General features: G+C 58.2%; 14 protein-coding genes. 10 read left to right on the top strand and 4 right to left on the bottom strand.

Annotated features, from left to right (window positions below; translation table 11 throughout):
* Positions 1-119 precede the first annotated feature (119 nt).
* The 7 genes from AC2A6O_RS10605 to AC2A6O_RS10575 all read left to right on the top strand — a co-directional run bounded on the left by AC2A6O_RS10605 (position 120) and on the right by AC2A6O_RS10575 (position 8,228).
* Positions 120-695, top strand: a complete 576-nt coding sequence (locus tag AC2A6O_RS10605; RefSeq protein WP_498926841.1) for a GNAT family N-acetyltransferase — start codon at positions 120-122, stop codon at positions 693-695.
* Positions 696-765: 70 nt separating this feature from the next.
* Positions 766-1,335, top strand: coding sequence for a GNAT family N-acetyltransferase (locus AC2A6O_RS10600; RefSeq protein WP_498926839.1), 570 nt, complete (start codon positions 766-768; stop codon positions 1,333-1,335).
* Positions 1,336-2,183: 848 nt separating this feature from the next.
* Positions 2,184-3,533, top strand: a complete 1,350-nt coding sequence (gene mnmE, locus AC2A6O_RS10595; protein ID WP_498926837.1) for a tRNA uridine-5-carboxymethylaminomethyl(34) synthesis GTPase MnmE — start codon at positions 2,184-2,186, stop codon at positions 3,531-3,533.
* A gap of 298 nt (positions 3,534-3,831) precedes the next feature.
* Positions 3,832-5,718 carry a tRNA uridine-5-carboxymethylaminomethyl(34) synthesis enzyme MnmG gene (gene mnmG / locus AC2A6O_RS10590; protein ID WP_498926835.1) on the top strand — a complete coding sequence of 629 codons (1,887 nt, stop codon included), beginning with the start codon at positions 3,832-3,834 and terminating at the stop codon, positions 5,716-5,718.
* A gap of 14 nt (positions 5,719-5,732) precedes the next feature.
* Positions 5,733-6,374, top strand: a complete 642-nt coding sequence (gene rsmG, locus AC2A6O_RS10585) for a 16S rRNA (guanine(527)-N(7))-methyltransferase RsmG (protein WP_498927093.1) — start codon at positions 5,733-5,735, stop codon at positions 6,372-6,374.
* A gap of 19 nt (positions 6,375-6,393) precedes the next feature.
* Positions 6,394-7,218: a ParA family protein gene (locus AC2A6O_RS10580; RefSeq protein WP_148583338.1), complete on the top strand. Its 825-nt coding sequence runs from the start codon at positions 6,394-6,396 to the stop codon at positions 7,216-7,218.
* 107 nt (positions 7,219-7,325) lie between these two features.
* Positions 7,326-8,228, top strand: a complete 903-nt coding sequence (locus tag AC2A6O_RS10575; RefSeq protein WP_148583339.1) for a ParB/RepB/Spo0J family partition protein — start codon at positions 7,326-7,328, stop codon at positions 8,226-8,228.
* Between the two features lie 404 nt (positions 8,229-8,632).
* Here AC2A6O_RS10575 and holA read toward each other — a convergent pair whose 3' ends face one another.
* Genes holA through leuS form a run of 3 tightly spaced genes read right to left on the bottom strand, consistent with a single transcriptional unit; the run spans position 8,633 to position 12,881 of the window.
* A complete protein-coding gene (gene holA, locus AC2A6O_RS10570; RefSeq protein ID WP_498926832.1) occupies positions 8,633-9,673 on the bottom strand; it encodes a DNA polymerase III subunit delta in 1,041 nt (346 codons plus the stop codon).
* 24 nt (positions 9,674-9,697) lie between these two features.
* Complete coding sequence (locus AC2A6O_RS10565) at positions 9,698-10,273, bottom strand: LPS assembly lipoprotein LptE (protein WP_498926830.1); 576 nt, start codon at positions 10,271-10,273, stop codon at positions 9,698-9,700.
* Positions 10,260-12,881 carry a leucine--tRNA ligase gene (leuS, locus tag AC2A6O_RS10560; protein ID WP_498926828.1) on the bottom strand — a complete coding sequence of 874 codons (2,622 nt, stop codon included), beginning with the start codon at positions 12,879-12,881 and terminating at the stop codon, positions 10,260-10,262. The genes AC2A6O_RS10565 and leuS overlap by 14 nt, the downstream gene beginning before the upstream one ends.
* Positions 12,882-13,185: 304 nt before the next feature.
* Here leuS and AC2A6O_RS10555 point away from each other — a divergent pair, with 304 nt between their 5' ends.
* Positions 13,186-13,857: a YggS family pyridoxal phosphate-dependent enzyme gene (locus AC2A6O_RS10555; RefSeq protein ID WP_148583342.1), complete on the top strand. Its 672-nt coding sequence runs from the start codon at positions 13,186-13,188 to the stop codon at positions 13,855-13,857.
* A gap of 392 nt (positions 13,858-14,249) precedes the next feature.
* Entirely contained in the window at positions 14,250-14,480 is a 231-nt protein-coding gene (locus tag AC2A6O_RS10550) for an EF-hand domain-containing protein (protein WP_148583343.1), read from the top strand.
* A gap of 139 nt (positions 14,481-14,619) precedes the next feature.
* On the opposite strand, the gene AC2A6O_RS10545 is transcribed toward AC2A6O_RS10550, so the two are convergent.
* On the bottom strand, positions 14,620-16,059 hold the full coding sequence (locus tag AC2A6O_RS10545; protein ID WP_209000998.1) for a TrkH family potassium uptake protein: 1,440 nt from the start codon (positions 16,057-16,059) through the stop codon (positions 14,620-14,622).
* A 252-nt stretch (positions 16,060-16,311) separates the two neighbouring features.
* On the opposite strand from AC2A6O_RS10545, the gene AC2A6O_RS10540 reads away from it, so the two are divergent.
* On the top strand, positions 16,312-17,304 hold the full coding sequence (locus AC2A6O_RS10540) for a TRAP transporter substrate-binding protein (protein ID WP_148583344.1): 993 nt from the start codon (positions 16,312-16,314) through the stop codon (positions 17,302-17,304).
* Positions 17,305-17,326 lie beyond the last annotated feature (22 nt).

The raw sequence follows: 17,326 nt of genomic DNA, 5'->3' as shown, positions 1-17,326 counted from the left end.
GGGTTCTATTCAAAGGCGCGGCTCGCAAGAGTTCGCGCCTTTACTTTTTGTTAAGATTCGACCACCCCACCACCGTGTTTCACGTGAATCCTGTCACATTCTGAATCGGACCCGATCTGATGACTGATGCTTCTTTTTTGCTGGAGACAGAGCGCCTCCTGCTGCGCCCTTGGAAGAACGAGGATCTGGAGCCTTTTGCCGAGCTCTGCGCAGACCCGGAGGTGATGCGGTTTTTTCCCGAAGTGCTGACGCGGGAAAAGTCTGATTTGCTGGTTTCCAGATGCAGAGAAAAAACTGCAAATGACGGGTTCAGCATGGCGCCCGTCGAAGTGAAGGCCACGGGAGAATTTCTGGGTTTCGTCGGTTTGAACGTTCCGACCTATGCTGCACCTCTGCCATTCGATCCATGCGTTGAGATCGGCTGGCGCTTGAAACGGTCTGCCTGGGGCAAGGGCTATGCAAGCGAGGCTGCCCGGGAGTGGCTTCGATTCGGATTTGAAACCATCGGGCTTGAAGAGATCGTTGCCTTTACGATTCCGGACAATCTGCCTTCACAGAAAGTGATGAAGCGCATCGGCATGACCCGCGATCTGGAAGGGGACTTTCTTCATCCCAGTCTGCCGGCGGATCATCCGATTGCTAAGCATGTTCTTTATCGCCTGACGAGGTCCGACTGGATGTCCGGGGTGAAGTGAGCGGGCGTTCAAATCTGCTCTGAAAATTAGATTCACGTGAAACAGACCTGCATTACCTCCAGTTCAGACAATGACAAGCGCTTTCAAGATTGAAACCGAACGGTTGGTACTGCGCTGTTGGGCGGAAGCACATATTGACCCCTGTGTGCACCTTTGTGCGGATCCGGAGGTGATGCGGTACTTTCCCGACGTGCTGACCCGTGATCGGACTATGAAGTTGATCGGGATGTTTCAGGACTGTTTTGAAAAGCACGGTGTTTTCTACGCGCCGATTGAACTGAAGGCGTCAGGCGAGTTCATCGGATTCGCCGGACTGGATGTTCACGATGAAGAAGCGCTGCCTATTGGGGCCTGTGTCGATATCGGTTGGAGACTGAAGCGGTCAGCATGGGGCCGGGGGTTTGCCAGCGAAGCTGCTCGCGCCTGGCTTCGATTCGGTTTTGAAACCATTGGCTACGAAGAGATCGTTGCCTTCACTGTTCCTGGCAATATTCCCTCGCAGAAGGTCATGACACGAATTGGCATGACGCACGATGAGAGGGGTGACTTCCAGCACCCAAAGCTTCCAGAGGGACACGCGTTCAAGCGTCACGTGCTCTACAGGATGACGAAGGACGATTGGCAGAGGCGGACAGGGTAAGGGTTTGTCCGAGCCGGTGATAAACCCGAGCAAAGATTCACGTGAAACAGAAACAGGGTCATGCCTGTGTCGGAATTTGTTTCACGTGAATCCATCACGTTGAATCGGCTCCGATCCAACCAGAGGACTTTTGAGCAGGGCAGGACGAGAGCGCTCTTCTTCAACTCTGGTTGGCTCTCACCCATGAACCCAACGTTTATCCCAACTGTGCCTTGACTGGCGGATGGTGTTTTTGAAGCAGGTGAAACCATCCTGCGACCAACCAAGTATGGTCACTCCCAGGACGTCCTTCGATATCCAGGGATGACAGAGATGTCCTGGATGTCATTGCCGGGAGTGAAACCGGCGCGGGGGACTTATGGACCTTCTGAAGTTAGCCGTCAGTGTTTCACGTGAATCAATCAACTTGAATCGGTTCCGAATTCAAATTCCAGCATTTCCAATCTTGGTTCCACGAGGTCTGTCTCTCTTGGAATTGGTCCGGGCATGCGCGAGAGTTCTGAACCTTCGGGTGAACGTGTATGAGATCACGGTTCATCAAAGAACCATTTCCTCATGCCTCACCGACAAGTGTTGCGAATACCCGGATCAAGGAGCGACAGCCTTGACGATGGTGATGCACTGAGTGAAGAGACATGGGATCTTTGGGGTCTTTGCGAGACCTCGCCAGACGCGGAGCTTTTCCACGCAGAACAGTTTCTCGCAGCCAATTGATTCACGTGAAACAGATAGGCCTGCGGAACCACTCGCTTCGATTCGGTGGCGGAATGGCGTTGCTTGTTCTTTTCCGCCGTGACGAGACTTGATAAAGAGGCGGTCCACGTACCGACGTCGAACCGGAAGACACCATGGCTGACACGATCTTTGCGCTCTCCAGTGGAGCAATCCCTTCGGGCGTTGCGGTGATCCGTGTGTCCGGGCCAGACACCAGGGAGATCGTTGAGGCGCTGGCGGGCAGGGTTCCGGAACCACGCAAGACCATGCTTGCCAAGCTGCGCCATCCGGAGACGGGTGATGTCCTAGATGAGGCTCTGGTGCTCTATTTCGAGGGACCGGCAAGCTTTACCGGAGAGGATGTTGCGGAGTTCCAATGTCATGGTGGACGTGCCGTTGTCTCAGGTCTTCTGTCCGTGCTTTCTGCATTTCCCCAGTGCCGCCCAGCTGAAGCAGGGGAGTTCACCCGGCGCGCGTTCGACCGGGGCCGGATGGATCTGACGGAGGTTGAGGGTCTGGCAGATCTCATTGCCGCAGAGACCGAGAGCCAGCGCAAGCAGGCCGTCCGACAGATGGGCGGTGCTCTCGGTAAGCTTTATGACGACTGGCGGAAACGCCTTATCCATATGCGGGCGATGATCGAGGCGGACTTTGATTTTGCCGATGAGGAAGATGTTCCGGGCAGCGTTGCCGAAGAGGTCTGGTCCGAAGCAAGGCAGCTGCAAACCGAGATCGCAGAACATCTGGAAAAGTCTCGCAGCGGTGAGCGCCTGCGCTCAGGCCTTCAGGTGGTTCTGATGGGCGCACCGAACGCCGGCAAGTCTAGCTTGCTGAACGCCATTGCCGGACGGGAAGTTGCCATTGTTACCGAAGAAGCCGGCACGACCCGGGATGTCATCGAGGTTCACCTGGATCTGGCAGGTTATCCCGTGACGCTGGTCGACACTGCGGGTCTTCGGCAGACAGAGGGTGTGGTTGAGAAAGAGGGTATTCGCAGGGCAGAAGAACGGGGCCGGGGAGCAGACCTGATCCTGTGGGCCGTAGAGCCGGGCGGGGTGGAGCATGACGATGCGACTGCCGGTCTTCCGCACGATCTGCGAAGCAGCGTACCTGTCTGGACGGTTCGTACGAAGGCCGATCTTGAGACTCTTCCGGAACAAGACTCTTCCGGAACGATCCAGGAAATTGCTTGTTCCAGCACAAGTGCCGAGGGGATGAACCCGCTGTTTTCCTGCCTCACACGTTTTGCTGAGGAAACAATTTCCCTTGGTGAAGCTCCACTGGCAACACGGGAGCGGCACCGTCATTATCTCAATGACTGCCTGTCGGGGTTGCGAGCGGCCGTTGAACTGGACCATCTACCGGCAGAGCTTCGTGCAGAAGACCTCCGTTCGGCTGCCGATGCGCTGGGGCGGATCACCGGCCGGATCGATGTTGAGGATCTGCTCGATGTGATCTTCCGGGACTTCTGTATCGGCAAATGACCTGTTTCACGTGAATCATTCCAGGCGAACTGTGGATCGGTTCACTGCCGGAACATGTTTCACGTGAATCATTTTCGCGGTGGTGGAGGCGAAATGATCTGCCGTACCAGACGATGTATCTGTTCGCGGAAATTCCGCTTTGACCTCCAGCAGCGTCACACGTATAAGTCTCGGCGAACAAGTGCCGGTTTGTGCGGCCTGTGATAGTCTGGCCAAGGCCGGACAATGATCCCGAAAACCGAACCGGACAGACCCGAACCCGACACCCAGCTGCCGGGTCGCGTGAGCAGTAGAGACTATGAACGAACTTGACCTGACATTCGACGTGGTGGTGATTGGCGGTGGGCACGCGGGCTGCGAAGCCGCGGCGGCATCTGCGCGCGCCGGTGCCACGACTGCGCTGGTCACCCATCGCTTCGACACTATTGGCGTAATGTCCTGTAACCCGGCCATTGGTGGTTTGGGGAAGGGGCATCTCGTACGAGAAATCGATGCGCTCGACGGATTGATGGGACGGGTCGCCGACAAGGGCGGGATCCAGTTTCGCATGCTCAACCGGCGCAAGGGTCCTGCTGTCCGCGGGCCTCGCGCCCAGGCGGATCGCAAGCTCTACCGGGAAGCGATGCAGCGCGAGATTGCTGCGGTCGAAGGTCTGAGTGTTGTTGAGGGGGAAGCCCACAAGATCCGGTTTGACCGAGACGGCGAGACACGTTCTGTTTCCGGGATCGAATTGGCCGATGGCCGAGTGATCAACTGCCGCGCCATTGTGCTGACGAGCGGAACGTTTCTCCGCGGCCTTATTCATATAGGCGACAGGAAGATCCCGGCTGGCCGGTCCGGTGAGGCTCCGGCGCTTGGACTGTCTGAATCGCTTGAGCAGATCGGCTTCGATCTTGGTCGTCTCAAGACGGGTACACCTGCACGGCTGGACGGGCGGACAATCCACTGGGACAAGCTCGAAGAGCAGCCCGGCGATGAGGATCCGATCCCGTTTTCCACGTTGACGGACAAGATAGAGACGCCTCAGATTCCGTGCCACATTACACGCACAACGCCTGAGACCCATCGGATCATTCGCGAGAACCTCTCCCGTTCCGCAATGTACTCGGGTGAGATCAAGGGACGGGGCCCGCGCTATTGCCCGTCCATCGAAGACAAGATCGTTCGCTTTGGCGACAGGGACGGACACCAGATTTTTCTGGAGCCGGAAGGGCTGGATGATCACACGGTCTATCCGAACGGTATCTCTACATCTCTGCCCAAAGACGCACAGATCGCGTTTCTGAAGACCATTCCGGGTCTGGAAGACGTGGTGGTATTGCGGCCGGGCTACGCGATTGAATATGACCATGTCGACCCGCGCGAGCTGCGTCCCACACTGGAAGCCAAGCGCTGTTCCGGTCTTTACCTGGCTGGCCAGATCAACGGGACGACCGGATATGAGGAAGCGGGGGCGCAGGGTCTCGTCGCTGGCCTCAATGCCGCGCTGAAGGCTGCCGGCAAGGAACCGTTCGTGGTGGACCGGTCTGAAGGCTATATCGGTGTCATGATCGATGATCTGATCACCAGAGGTATCACCGAGCCGTATCGGATGTTCACCTCCCGTGCGGAATACCGGTTGTCGCTGCGGGCAGACAATGCGGACCAGCGTCTTACTCCGTTGGGTATCGCGATTGGCTGCGTGTCGGAAACCCGGCGCGGTGCCTTCGAAAGCAAGATGGCCCAGATAGCCGCGGCCCGGGATCTTCTGACGAATCTGACGGTGACACCGTCCGAAGCGCAGAAGAAAGGATTACCGGTGAACCAGGATGGCATTCGCCGGTCGGCGTTTGATCTGCTCTCCTATCCGAATGTCACCTTTGAAGGCCTGACGCATGTCTGGCCGGAGCTAAATGATATCGATCCGGCGATTGCTGAGCAGGTTGCGACCGACGCGCTTTATGCTGTTTACCTCGACCGTCAGATGGCGGATATCGAAGCGTTGAAACGCGATGAAGCCTTGTCGATCCCTGATGGTTTCGACTACGAAGCGATCACCGGACTGTCCAATGAGGTGCGCCAGAAGCTGATCGATATTCGCCCGGCAACCCTTGGTCAGGCGTCACGAATGGATGGCATGACACCAGCCGCACTTACCCTGATCCTGTCGCGTCTGAAACGTCAGAGCCAGAAGGGGGCAGCCTGATGGGCCGCCCAGTGATGTTGAATACATCTGGACAGGTTGTGCATAAGTATGGGGATGTTTCACGTGAAACGTTGAACCGGCTCCAGATCTTTGTCGATCTCGTCTTGAAGTGGCAACCCGCACAAAACCTGATCGCGCCGTCGACAATCCCCGATATCTGGACGCGTCACGTGGCAGATAGCCTGCAAACGCAGTGGAGTTTTCCCGAGGCGCGCACATGGGTGGATATCGGCAGCGGCGGTGGTTTCCCGGGTATTGTCACGGCCATCCTTCTGGCCGATGAACCAGACGCTCACGTCCACATGATCGAGAGCAATCAGCGCAAGGTCGCGTTCCTCAGAACGGCTCTGAGGGAGACAGGATCTAAGGGAACGGTGCATCCGGGCCGGATCGAATCGGTTGCGAAAGATTGGAAGCACGGCCCAGTGGACGCAGTGTCGGCCCGTGCATTGGCTTCGCTAGACCTGCTTTTTCAGCTCTCCGAACCGTTTACGGCGGCAGGAGCAAAGGCTGTTTTCCACAAAGGTCAGGATTTTCAGCGAGAAGTTAACGAAGCTACTGCCCGTTGGCAGTTCGACATGATAGAAAAAGACAGTCTTGTTGATCCAATGAGCCGGATGCTTCTTTTCTCAAATATTTCAGCCCGGCCGGAGTAGCCAGGAAGGTGTCGTAGCAATGAGCATGCTTCCCGAAATGCCGCGCGTTCTCGCGCTCGCGAACCAGAAGGGCGGGGTGGGCAAAACCACGACCGCTATTAACCTCGGCACGGCGCTTGCTGCGATTGGCGAAAAAGTTCTGGTGATCGATCTTGATCCGCAGGGCAACGCCTCGACAGGTTTGGGCATCGAACATCGTGACCGGGGCCTGTCGACCTATGAAGTTCTGAGCGGCGACTGCTCCCTGGCCGAGGCTGTCCGCGAAACCGCCGTGCAGCGTCTTTGGGTGGCACCATCAACCATGGACCTTCTGGGCCTCGAACTGGAAATTGCTTCCACAAGCGATCGTGCGTTTCGCCTGCGCAGCGCCATCGAGAACCTGACCCAGTCGCGTCTGTTCCAGGAAATCGGTTTTACCTATGTCCTGGTTGACTGTCCGCCGTCGCTGAACCTGCTGACGATCAACGCCCTGTCCGCATCGCATTCCATTCTGGTACCACTCCAGTGCGAGTTCTTCGCGCTTGAAGGTCTCAGCCAGCTGCTTAGCACAGTTGAGCAGGTCAAGAATGCGCTGAACCCTGAACTCAGCATTCATGGCATTGTCCTGACCATGTATGACAGCCGTAACAACCTCTCCAGCCAGGTGGTCGCCGATGTTCGCGAAACCATGGGCGATGCGGTTTACGAAACGATCATTCCACGCAACGTCCGTATTTCGGAAGCTCCGTCCTACGGCAAGCCAGCGCTGCTTTACGATCTGAAGTGTGCGGGCAGCCAGGCCTATCTGCGGCTGGCGTCCGAGATCATTCAGCGTGAGCGCGAATTGCGACGCGTTGCGGCATAAGGCAGGATCGATTCGGCTCCGATCTGGCAAGTTTTGAGGCATGGTGGCGGAAGAGGCACAGTCACCATGTGCTATCCTATTGAAATATAAAAAGAAAAAGGTGCGGTATGGCGGAAAAAGACGTCAAGAACAAACGTTTGGGCCGTGGTCTGGCGGCGCTGATCGGAGATTCAGCTCCCGAGTCGGCCGCACCGCCTGAAAAGATCATTCGCGATTCCCGCAGGGTTCCGATTGAGCATCTTGAACCGAACCCGCGCAACCCGCGCAAGACCTTCACCGAGAAGGACCTGGGCGATCTTTCGGAATCCCTGAAGGCAAAAGGCATTGTTCAGCCGATCCTGGTGCGTCCGGCAGCAGGGAAGCCCAACCGCTTCGAGATCATTGCCGGCGAACGCCGCTGGCGGGCGGCACAGCGGGCAGGGCTGCATGAAGCGCCGATCATCATCCGCGACGTGACTGATCAGGAAGCGCTTGAGCTTGCCATCATTGAAAACGTCCAGCGCGCCGATCTCAATCCCATCGAAGAAGCGATGGGCTACGAGCAGCTCACGGCCGAGTTCAGCTACAGCCAGGGCGAACTCGCCAAGGTGATCGGCAAGAGCCGCAGCCACGTCGCCAACACGATGCGTCTGTTGAAGTTGCCGAATTCGGTGAAGGACTATCTGGCCGAAGGCCTGCTGACAGCCGGCCATGCTCGCGCCCTGATCACTGTTGACGATCCCGCGGCTCTGGCGGAGTTGATTGTGGAAAAGGGCCTGACGGTTCGCGACGCGGAAAAGCTGTCGCAGGATCCGGATGCCCTCGCCAAGATCACAGGCAAGAAAACGCCGGGCGACAAGCCGCAGAAGGACGCTGACACCAAGGCATTGGAAAAGCGGCTGACCGACACACTGGGCCTGAAGGTGACCGTTGGTCACAAACCAGGCAAGGAAACCGGCGATCTCAAGATCAAATACACCTCGCTCGAACAGCTTGACGAGCTTTGCAAGAAGCTAGGTGTCGAAACATAATAAGTTATTGATTTTATTGACTAATTAAGAAGCCTGAGCATATCTTGCTCCGGCTTTTTTTTGATTGTGCCAAGCTGCCACCCCTACACCCCTCATCCTGAGGAGCCGCAGTAGCGGCGTTCCGAAGGACGAGCCACCGGTTCTGGAGTTTGCCGCCCATCCTTCGAGACAGCGCTTGCGCGCTTCCTCAGGATGAGGGGGAAGATATCCGGGACGATGTTGGGCTTCGGAATAAGATTAGCGGGGGTTGGTAAGGAGCGTCCTAGCGCCGCTGGTGAGGCACGCTGGGGAACGAACCGCCCAAACCTCGAGACGGCGCTGAGGCGCTACCTCAGGATGAGGACGCGTGTGTGACACCATAAAGAATACAGGGAGGCTCAGGAAGAGGAGCAGATGGGCGTCTTCTACCGCCGCTGTTGTCGTGCTCTGGCCGCTCTGCCGAGCTTGAGGAGGGCTTCGGAGAGGACAGGGACGCCGAGGGCATCGTTGAGGCGCGAAATGCGTGTTGCCTCGCTCAGGATATCCATTGCGCGTTCCACGTCACTCAGCGACCAGATCCTCAGCTGCTGGGTAAACCTCGGTTTGCGGGAGAAGAAGATTGGCGGGCGTTGCCCGTCGACGACGGCCTGGGCGTTTTTGCCTTGCTCGATATCGATTCGCATCCGATGCAAAAGCTGAAAGTGCTTCAGGGTCTGGTTGGCGATGACAGAGGCCTTGGAGCCGGCTTCCGCAAGCCGTTCCAGACCGTGATCCAGCATCGCAAGGTCACCTGACGCTGCCGCGTCGATCAGTTCGGACATTTCAAAGGCCGATGCGTCGCCGATGATGGCCTCGACGTCTTCGCTATCGATCCGGCCCTTGTTGAGGGCATACAGGCAGAGCTTTTTCAGTTCGCCGCGGCTCGCCATGCGGTCGCCGCCCAGAAGGCTGTGCAGGGCCGCGCGGGCTTCGCGGGTCACCGACAGACCGGCTTCGCGGGTTTCCTCATCGATCAGCTGATCAATGCCCCGGTCGTTATCAGCGTAACAGGGCAGGGCTACGGCGCGTTTGTGCGGTTCGATCAGCTTTCTGAGGCCGGCACCCTTCTTGATGTCGCCGCCTTCCAGAACCACCAGGGTTTGCCAGTCGTCGTGCTTGAGAACCGGCTCTACCGCCGAATTGAGATTGCGCGAGGAGGCATCCTTCACCCACACGATCCTGCGGCCGCCAAACAGCGGAACGGTCAGAACTTCGTCAATGAGCCGATTCGGATCCGAACCAAGATCGGAGGCATCAAGCTTGATCAGATTAAACGGATCGCTTTCGCCTTCAGAGGCCTTGTTGACGAGGCGGGTGGCGCGTTCCGAGACAAGTCCGGTATCGGGGCCAAAGATCAGAACAACGCCGCCAGCCTCCGGAGGATTGGCAACGAAACGGTCGATCTCCGCAGCTTTCAGGACGGTCACGGCCGTTTGCCTCCAGGGCCTGGGTTACGACTGGCTGGCGAAATAGCCGGCAATCCGGGCGGCGATATCGTCGGCAACAGCCTTGGCAACACGTTCCTGCGCATTGCGGTAGGCACGGGTGTTGGCAAATCGCTGGTTGGAGAAGTCGTAGGAAGCGGACTTGAATGCCCGGCCGGTCATCAGGGTTTCGTTGGTTGCCAGATCACTCAGAACGAAGGTGGAGTTCATCGTGGTGGTATAGGCGGACGGTACGTCGGAAAACTGCTCCACGCCCACTTCCGCACTACCGACGTCCATCAGCACCTTGAGACGATACTTCTTGGCGCCTGAGCCTGCGCCGCGCTCGAACCGGTAGGTCAGCTCGTTGTAGAGGACGCGCGATGCATCGTTGTTGGCAAACTGGCTGGAGATGGATTCCAGTTCAATGGCTGCAAGTTCGCTCGCCACGGCGGAGGGGGCAGAGCCGAAGTCGCCCGTGCTGCTGCCATAGAGCGGGCGAACCTGGCAACCGCCCAGGGTCACGGCGGCGGCAAACGCGGCGCAAAGGGCAGCGCGCCGCAACGCGCCGCTGTTCAGGAAGAGGTTGTTAAACAACGACATTCACGATCCTTTGCGGTACCACGATGATCTTCTTGGGCGCCTTGCCTTCAAGAGCTTTCTTGACGGCGTCGAGGGCCAAGGTAGCCGCTTCGACCTCGTCTTTGGAAGCCTCTTTTGCAATCGTCAGTTCACCGCGTTTCTTTCCGTTGATCTGGATCGGATAGGTGACGGTGTCGTCGGACAGCAGTGCTTCGTCCGCCTTCGGCCAGTTTGCCTCCGAAATCAGATTGTCGTGGCCGAGTTCGGACCAGCATTCTTCTGCCAGATGCGGCATCATCGGAGCCATCATCTGCACCAGATAATCGGCCGCCTCGCGCACTGCATATTCGGTGCCGGCATCCGTTGTACCGTCGTTGAAGACCTTGCTGATGGTGTTGACCAGTTCATAGAGACGGGCCACGGCACGGTTGAAGCCAAGGCCTTCCAGATCGGCGGAAACGGCAGCCAGGGTCTTGTGGCTGGCGCGGCGCAGATCGAGCGCCTTGCCGTCGACGCCTGGAGCCTTGCCGCTACGGGGCTCGGTCTTCTCGGCGATGTCGCCGATCAGGCGCCAGACGCGCTGAACAAAGCGCCAGGCACCCTGCACGCCGTCCTCGGTCCAGATCACGTCGCGCTCGGGGGGGCTGTCGGACAGCATGAACCAGCGGGCGGTATCGGCGCCATAGGTGTCGATGATGTCTGTCGGGTCGACAGTGTTCTTCTTCGACTTCGACATCTTCTCGATAGAGCCGATGGCAACGTCCTCACCGGTCTCGACGAGCATCGCGCGGCGCTTGCCGTCAACATCCTCGATGCGGATCTCGGACGGTGCGATCCAGCGGCCGTTGGCGCCTTCGCCGATACGATAGGTCTCGTGCGTCACCATGCCCTGCGTGAACAGGCCCTTGAACGGCTCCTTCAGATCCAGCGCGCCCACTTTCTGCATCGCCCGGGTGAAGAAGCGGGAATAGAGCAGGTGCAGGATCGCATGCTCGATGCCGCCGATATACTGATCGACAGGCAGCCAGCCGTTGGCTGCCTTCGGGTCTGTCGGCTGGTCGCAGTCCGGAGCCGTGAAGCGGGCGAAATACCAGGAGCTGTCCACGAAGGTGTCCATGGTGTCGGTTTCGCGCCGGGCAGGCTTGCCGCATTTCGGGCATGAAGTGTTGCGCCAGGTCGGGTGACGGTCAAGCGGGTTGCCTGGCTTGTCGAAATTGATGTCGTCCGGCAACTGAACCGGCAGGTTTTCGTCCTTTTCCGGAACGACACCGCAATCATCGCAATGAATCACCGGGATCGGGCAGCCCCAGTACCGCTGGCGCGAAATGCCCCAGTCGCGCAGGCGGTAGTTCACCTGGCGTTCGGCCTGCGATGCTCCGTCGACAGTGATGGCTTCCAGTTTCTTTGCCACCGCTTCCTTTGCGTCCTGAATGGAGAGACCGTTCAGGAAATCGGAGTTGAAGATGGTACCGTCGTCGGTAAAGGCTTCATCCGCCACATCGAAGGTTGCCGGATCGGCGTCCTTCGGCAGCACGACGGGCGTGACGGGCAGGCCGTATTTGCGGGCGAAGTCCAGGTCGCGCTGGTCATGCGCCGGGCAGGCAAAGATCGCGCCGGTGCCGTAATCCATCAGGATGAAGTTGGCGACATAGACCGGCAGCTCGATGGAGGCATCCAGCGGATGTTTGACGCGCAGTCCGGTGTCGATGCCCTTTTTCTCCGCCTTTTCAATGGCTTCTTCGGATGTACCGACCCGGCGGCATTCCTCGATGAAGGCTTTCAGTTCCGGATTGCTTTCCGCCAGCTTGGTTGAGATCGGGTGATCCGGCGACAAGCCCATGAAGGAGGCCCCGAACAGCGTGTCCGGACGGGTGGTGAAGATTTCCAGCGTCTTGTCGCCGGTGGGCGCAGCTTCAGTAAACTCGAAGCGCACACGCAGACCTTCGGAACGGCCGATCCAGTTTTTCTGCATCAGGCGCACCTTGTCCGGCCAGCGGTCGAGCGTGTCGATCGCTTCCAGGAGGTCTTCCGAATAGTCGGAAATCTTGAAGAACCACTGGGTCAGTTCCCGCTGTTCCACCAGCGCGCCGGAGCGCCAGCCGCGGCCGTCGATCACCTGCTCGTTGGCCAGAACCGTCATGTCGACCGGGTCCCAGTTGACCTTGGCGTTCTTGCGGTAGACGAGACCGGCTTCCAGGAACTTCAGGAACAGGCGCTGCTGCTGGGTGTAATAGGCGACATCGCAGGTCGCGAATTCCCGGCTCCAATCCAGCGACAGGCCCATGATCTTGAGCTGGTCGCGCATGGTGGCAATGTTCTCATAGGTCCAGTCCTTGGGATGGACCTTGTTCTGCATGGCCGCGTTTTCCGCCGGCATGCCGAAGGCATCCCAGCCCATCGGATGCAGGACGTTGAAGCCCTTGGCGCGTTTGTAGCGGGCAACCACATCGCCCATGGCGTAGTTGCGCACGTGGCCCATGTGGATGCGGCCGGACGGATAGGGAAACATTTCAAGGACATAGTATTTGTCGCGGGGATCGTCATTGTGGGTGACGAAAACGTCCTTGTCGTTCCAGACCTTTTGCCAGCGCGCTTCAACTTCGCGCGCGTTGTACCGTTCCGTTGCCATCTATTGTGCCGTTTGTTCTTGCCGCCGGATGCGGCGGATTTCCTGAAAGATTGACTGCCGGACTGTCACCAGAAATCGTGTCCGGGGTCAACATGTGAGAAGAGAATGATCTTGCAGATGCCTGTTTATTTCGCAACGCGGCATTCGTAAAGCTGTCGGATGGCAGCTTCCGGCCTGTTTTGCGCTCAAATGCACCTCCGGCGTCAGGGCCTACCGAAAGAGCTCTTGAGATTGAACGGCGAGCGGGCATAAGAGAGGGGATGCCCGGACGGGCAGAGCGCCCGGCAAATTGAAGGACCAACCGATGACCTCCGCAGCAGACCGACTGGCAAATGTTAAGGCAGACATCCGAAATGCCGAAGCCGAGTTCGGGAGGGCCGAAGGGTCGGTGACGCTTATCGCGGTTTCCAAGACCTTTGACGCGGATGAGATCCGTCCGGTGCTCAGCGCGGGTCAACGGGTGTTCGGCGAGAACCGGGTGCAGGAAGCCATGCACAAATGGCCGGGGCTGCGCGAGGACTTCGAGGGCATCGAACTGCATCTGATCGGCCCGCTGCAATCCAACAAGGCCAAGGAAGCGGTCGCGACCTTTGATGTCGTGCACACGGTGGACCGGCCGAAAATCGCCAGGGCGCTGAAAGCCGAGATGGAAAAGCAGGGCAGGGATCTGCCGTGTTTCGTTCAGGTGAATACGGGCGAAGAGCCGCAAAAGGCAGGCATTGCGCCGAAGGATGTCGATGCCTTCGTGAAAGAGTGCCGGGAGGACGTCGGGCTGAACATCGTCGGACTGATGTGCATTCCGCCGGTGGATGAAGCGCCGGGCGAACATTTTGCGCTTCTGGAAAAGATCGCCGCCCGCAATGGTCTTGAGAAATTGTCCATGGGCATGTCTTCCGACTATCCGGTGGCGGTCGGCTTCGGGGCCACGCATGTGCGTGTCGGTTCGGCCATCTTCGGCTCGCGCGACTACCCCTGATCAGCTTCCGACCGGCCAGTCTCGCAAGCGGATTCGCACGGTAGGCGCGAAGCGGGTCCGGCTTGTTAACTCAATGAATTTGTTTCGAATTTACAAATAAAATCAAATAGATAATCCAAGATCATTTTTGAAATGAGCCTAACAACTGCCCGAAATTGTCAAAAATGACGGGAGTTAGGCCTGCCTGTGGCTGATCGTAATACTCAACCACAACATTGCCGCGAAGGTTTCAAAGAGCTGCCCTTTGCGGGTCGCGATCGGCCCGCAGTGTCTGTCTCGTTCCGGTTCGGCGGGTCGCAGGGGCCTGGCGAACGGACGGAACAACAGGTGGATCCCACAGCCAACCGGCGCACGGGGCACCTGACACGACCCAAACCATTGGAGGTCATATCATGTCCAAACGTCTAACAGCTGCTCTTCTGATCGGTACATTCACCGCGTCTACCGCAGCGCTTGCCCAGGGCATGTCATTCGAGGCGGTGGACCTCAATCAGGACGGTTACGTCAGCTACGAGGAAATCGCGGCAGCCGTCCCGACCCTTTCTGAAGACGCATTCAACGCGGCTGACAGCAACCAGGACAGCTTCCTGGATCCGGACGAGTTCGTAAACGTCCAGCCGTAATCAGGCTTCGGGCGATCAAAACCCCCCGTCGGCCGCATCTGCAGCCAGATCGCCCGAACAAGACCATCGCCGGTAAGGTCACGCCGGCGGTGGTTTTCTATATTCAAAGAGACTTGAAGACCTTCCGGTCGGATCGGGTTTAATCCAGCCAGAAATCGGGCGTCAGCAACAAGATGCCTGCGAGGATTTCAAGCCGTCCGAGGATCATCTGAACCGCCAGGAACCACTTGGCGAGATCGGGGAGGGACTGGAACGTGCCCGACGGGCCGATGGTTTCACCAACACCAGGACCGACATTCGCAAGGGCCGTGATGGAGGCGCTGAGCGCTGTCTCGAGATCGAGACCAAGCATCATGTAGACCAGCGAAAAAGCGGCGAAGGCCCCGGCATAAAGAACGGCGAACACCAGAACACCTTCCAGGACGGGATTTGAAACAGTCCGGCCCTGGTATCTTGGCTCGACCACACGGTGAGGGCGGATCATCCGCCGGAAGAGACCCCGGATGTAGCTGCCGAGAATCGCGATCCGGAACATCTTGAATCCGCCGGACGTCGATCCGCTGCAGCCGCCGAAGAACGTCAGCACGAAGAAAATTGCGATGACCGGCGGGCCGAACTGCAGATAATCGTTGGCCGCATATCCGGTGGTGGTGATCACCGAGACCACGTTGAAAACTGCAAAGGTGAGCATCTGGAACGGGGTGTCGTGGGCAATGAAGCGCTCGAACAGGAAAACGCTGATCGAAGCTGCAGCCACAATGGCCAACAGCAACATGATCTGGACGTCCTTCACCCAATGCCGACGTTCGATGCTGCGGATCAGATAGAGAAACGGCACGGCGGAGGCCAGCATGAACACCGAGGCGACCCAGTAGACCGCAAGACCGTCGAATTGCCCGAAGGATTGGTCGGACGTTGAAAAACCGCCGGTCGAGACGGTGGTCATGGAGTGGATCACCGCGTCGAAGAAGGTCATTCCGCACAGCAGATAAAGTGTGGCGCAGCTTAGCGAAAGGCCTGCATAAAGAGCCAGCAGCCGGTAGACGAACGGACCGACATGGCCATAGGGCTTGCTGGTGTTTTCTGAAGATTCCAGGGCAAAGAGCTGGCTACCGCCAACGCGCAGGCCCGGCAGAAGCCAGATGCCGATGGCAACCACGCCAATACCGCCAACCCATTGCAGCAGCGCCCGCCACAACAAGATGCCGGGGGGCAGGGTGTCGAGACCGGTCAGGATCGTCGAACCCGTCGTGGTCAGGCCCGAGGCAGTTTCGAAAAAGGCATCGGTAAAGCTGATGCCGAGGCCACTGAAATAGAACGGGATGGCCCCGGCAAAGGAAAAGGCGAACCAGGCGGCATTGACGAACAGGATGGCCTCGCGGAACTGGCCCGGTGGCCGCTCTCCCTGAAAGGCCATGGTCATAAGCAAGCCGGCCGTTCCCAGAACGAGGGCCGACACCAGAAAGACCTGCCAGTCCGAGTTTCTGGCGAACACATCCGCGATCCCGGGGACGATCATCAAAACTGAAATCAGGATGAGCAATCGTCCGATTGGCAACGCAATGGCGCGGTAATTCATACACTGGACGTCCGCAACGGTCGGCTGTCAGCGCAGCCGGCGTGTGTGTCAAAAGACTTTCGTTATCGGCCTGTGCACCGCAAAATGCAAGGCCGGCCACGTTGATGCGCCCCTTATAACGCAAGGGACAACTGGAAAGACGACCGGGCGCACACGCTCCGCATCATCGTTTAATATGCACCAGCACTCTGGTTCATATTGACCGAACGGGGAGGCTTTGCCAGAGTGATTTCATAAATTTGGGAGGAAAACATGAAACCACTTTATTGGGCGCTTGGCGCAGCGATGGCGCTTGGCCTGGCAGCCGGTTCGGCGCAAGCCGCGGATACAACCCTGCGCATTTCGCTGCAATTGCCTTTGACGAGCCATCTCGGCCAGAATCTCCAGCTTTTCAAGGAAGAAGTAGAGAAAAACTCCAACGGCGACATCGCGGTGGAGATCTATGATTCCGCTCAGCTCTACAAGGACAACGAGGTTCCGGCGGCGGTCGGCAGCGGCTCCATTGAAATGGGTGTTGCGTCCCTGACCCGGTATGTCGGCGACATTCCCGCCGTCGACATCTTCTATCAGCCGTTCCTGTTTGACACCGAAGAAAAGGTCCGCAAGGCTGTTGCCAAAGGGTCTCCCGTCCGCGGACCGCTGGACGAAGCGATCGCGGAAACCGGGTCGACCGTGTTGTGGTGGCAGGCTTACGGCGGTTCCATCATGCTGTCGAACGGTGGTCCGCTGAAAACGCCGGACGATCTGAAGGGCAAGAAAGTCCGTGTCTTCGGCAAGACCCTTGGCGATTTCGTCTCCGTGGCCGGTGGTGCGCCGACGCTGATTTCCGGCTCGGAACAGTATCTGGCCTACCAGCGCGGTACGGTGGACGTCGGCATGACCGGCATTTCCGGCGTGAAGTCTCGCAAGCTCTGGGAAGTGATGGATACGATCACCGTCACCAACAATGCGGATATCGAGTTTATCGTCGTGGTGAACACGGATTTCTGGAACAGCCTGCCGGATGAGCACAAGAAGATCATCGAAGACGCTGCCCTGAAGGCGGAAGCCGATGTGCGTGACCGCATGTCCCAGATCGAGGCCGACGGTTACGAGGTTTCGAAGCAGAACGGCATGACGGTCTACACACCGACCGAGGAAGAAATGGCCACCTGGAAGAGCGTCAGCCAGCCGGTCTATGACAACTTCGTCGAAAAAGCAGGCCCGCTGGGCAAGCAGGTTCTTGATGCCGCTCAGAAATTCTGACGGATGATGAACGACAGAAGCG

The sequence above is a fragment of the Labrenzia sp. ATLA3 genome (assembly GCF_057180185.1).
This window is presented reverse-complemented; position numbering and strand designations above follow the sequence as displayed.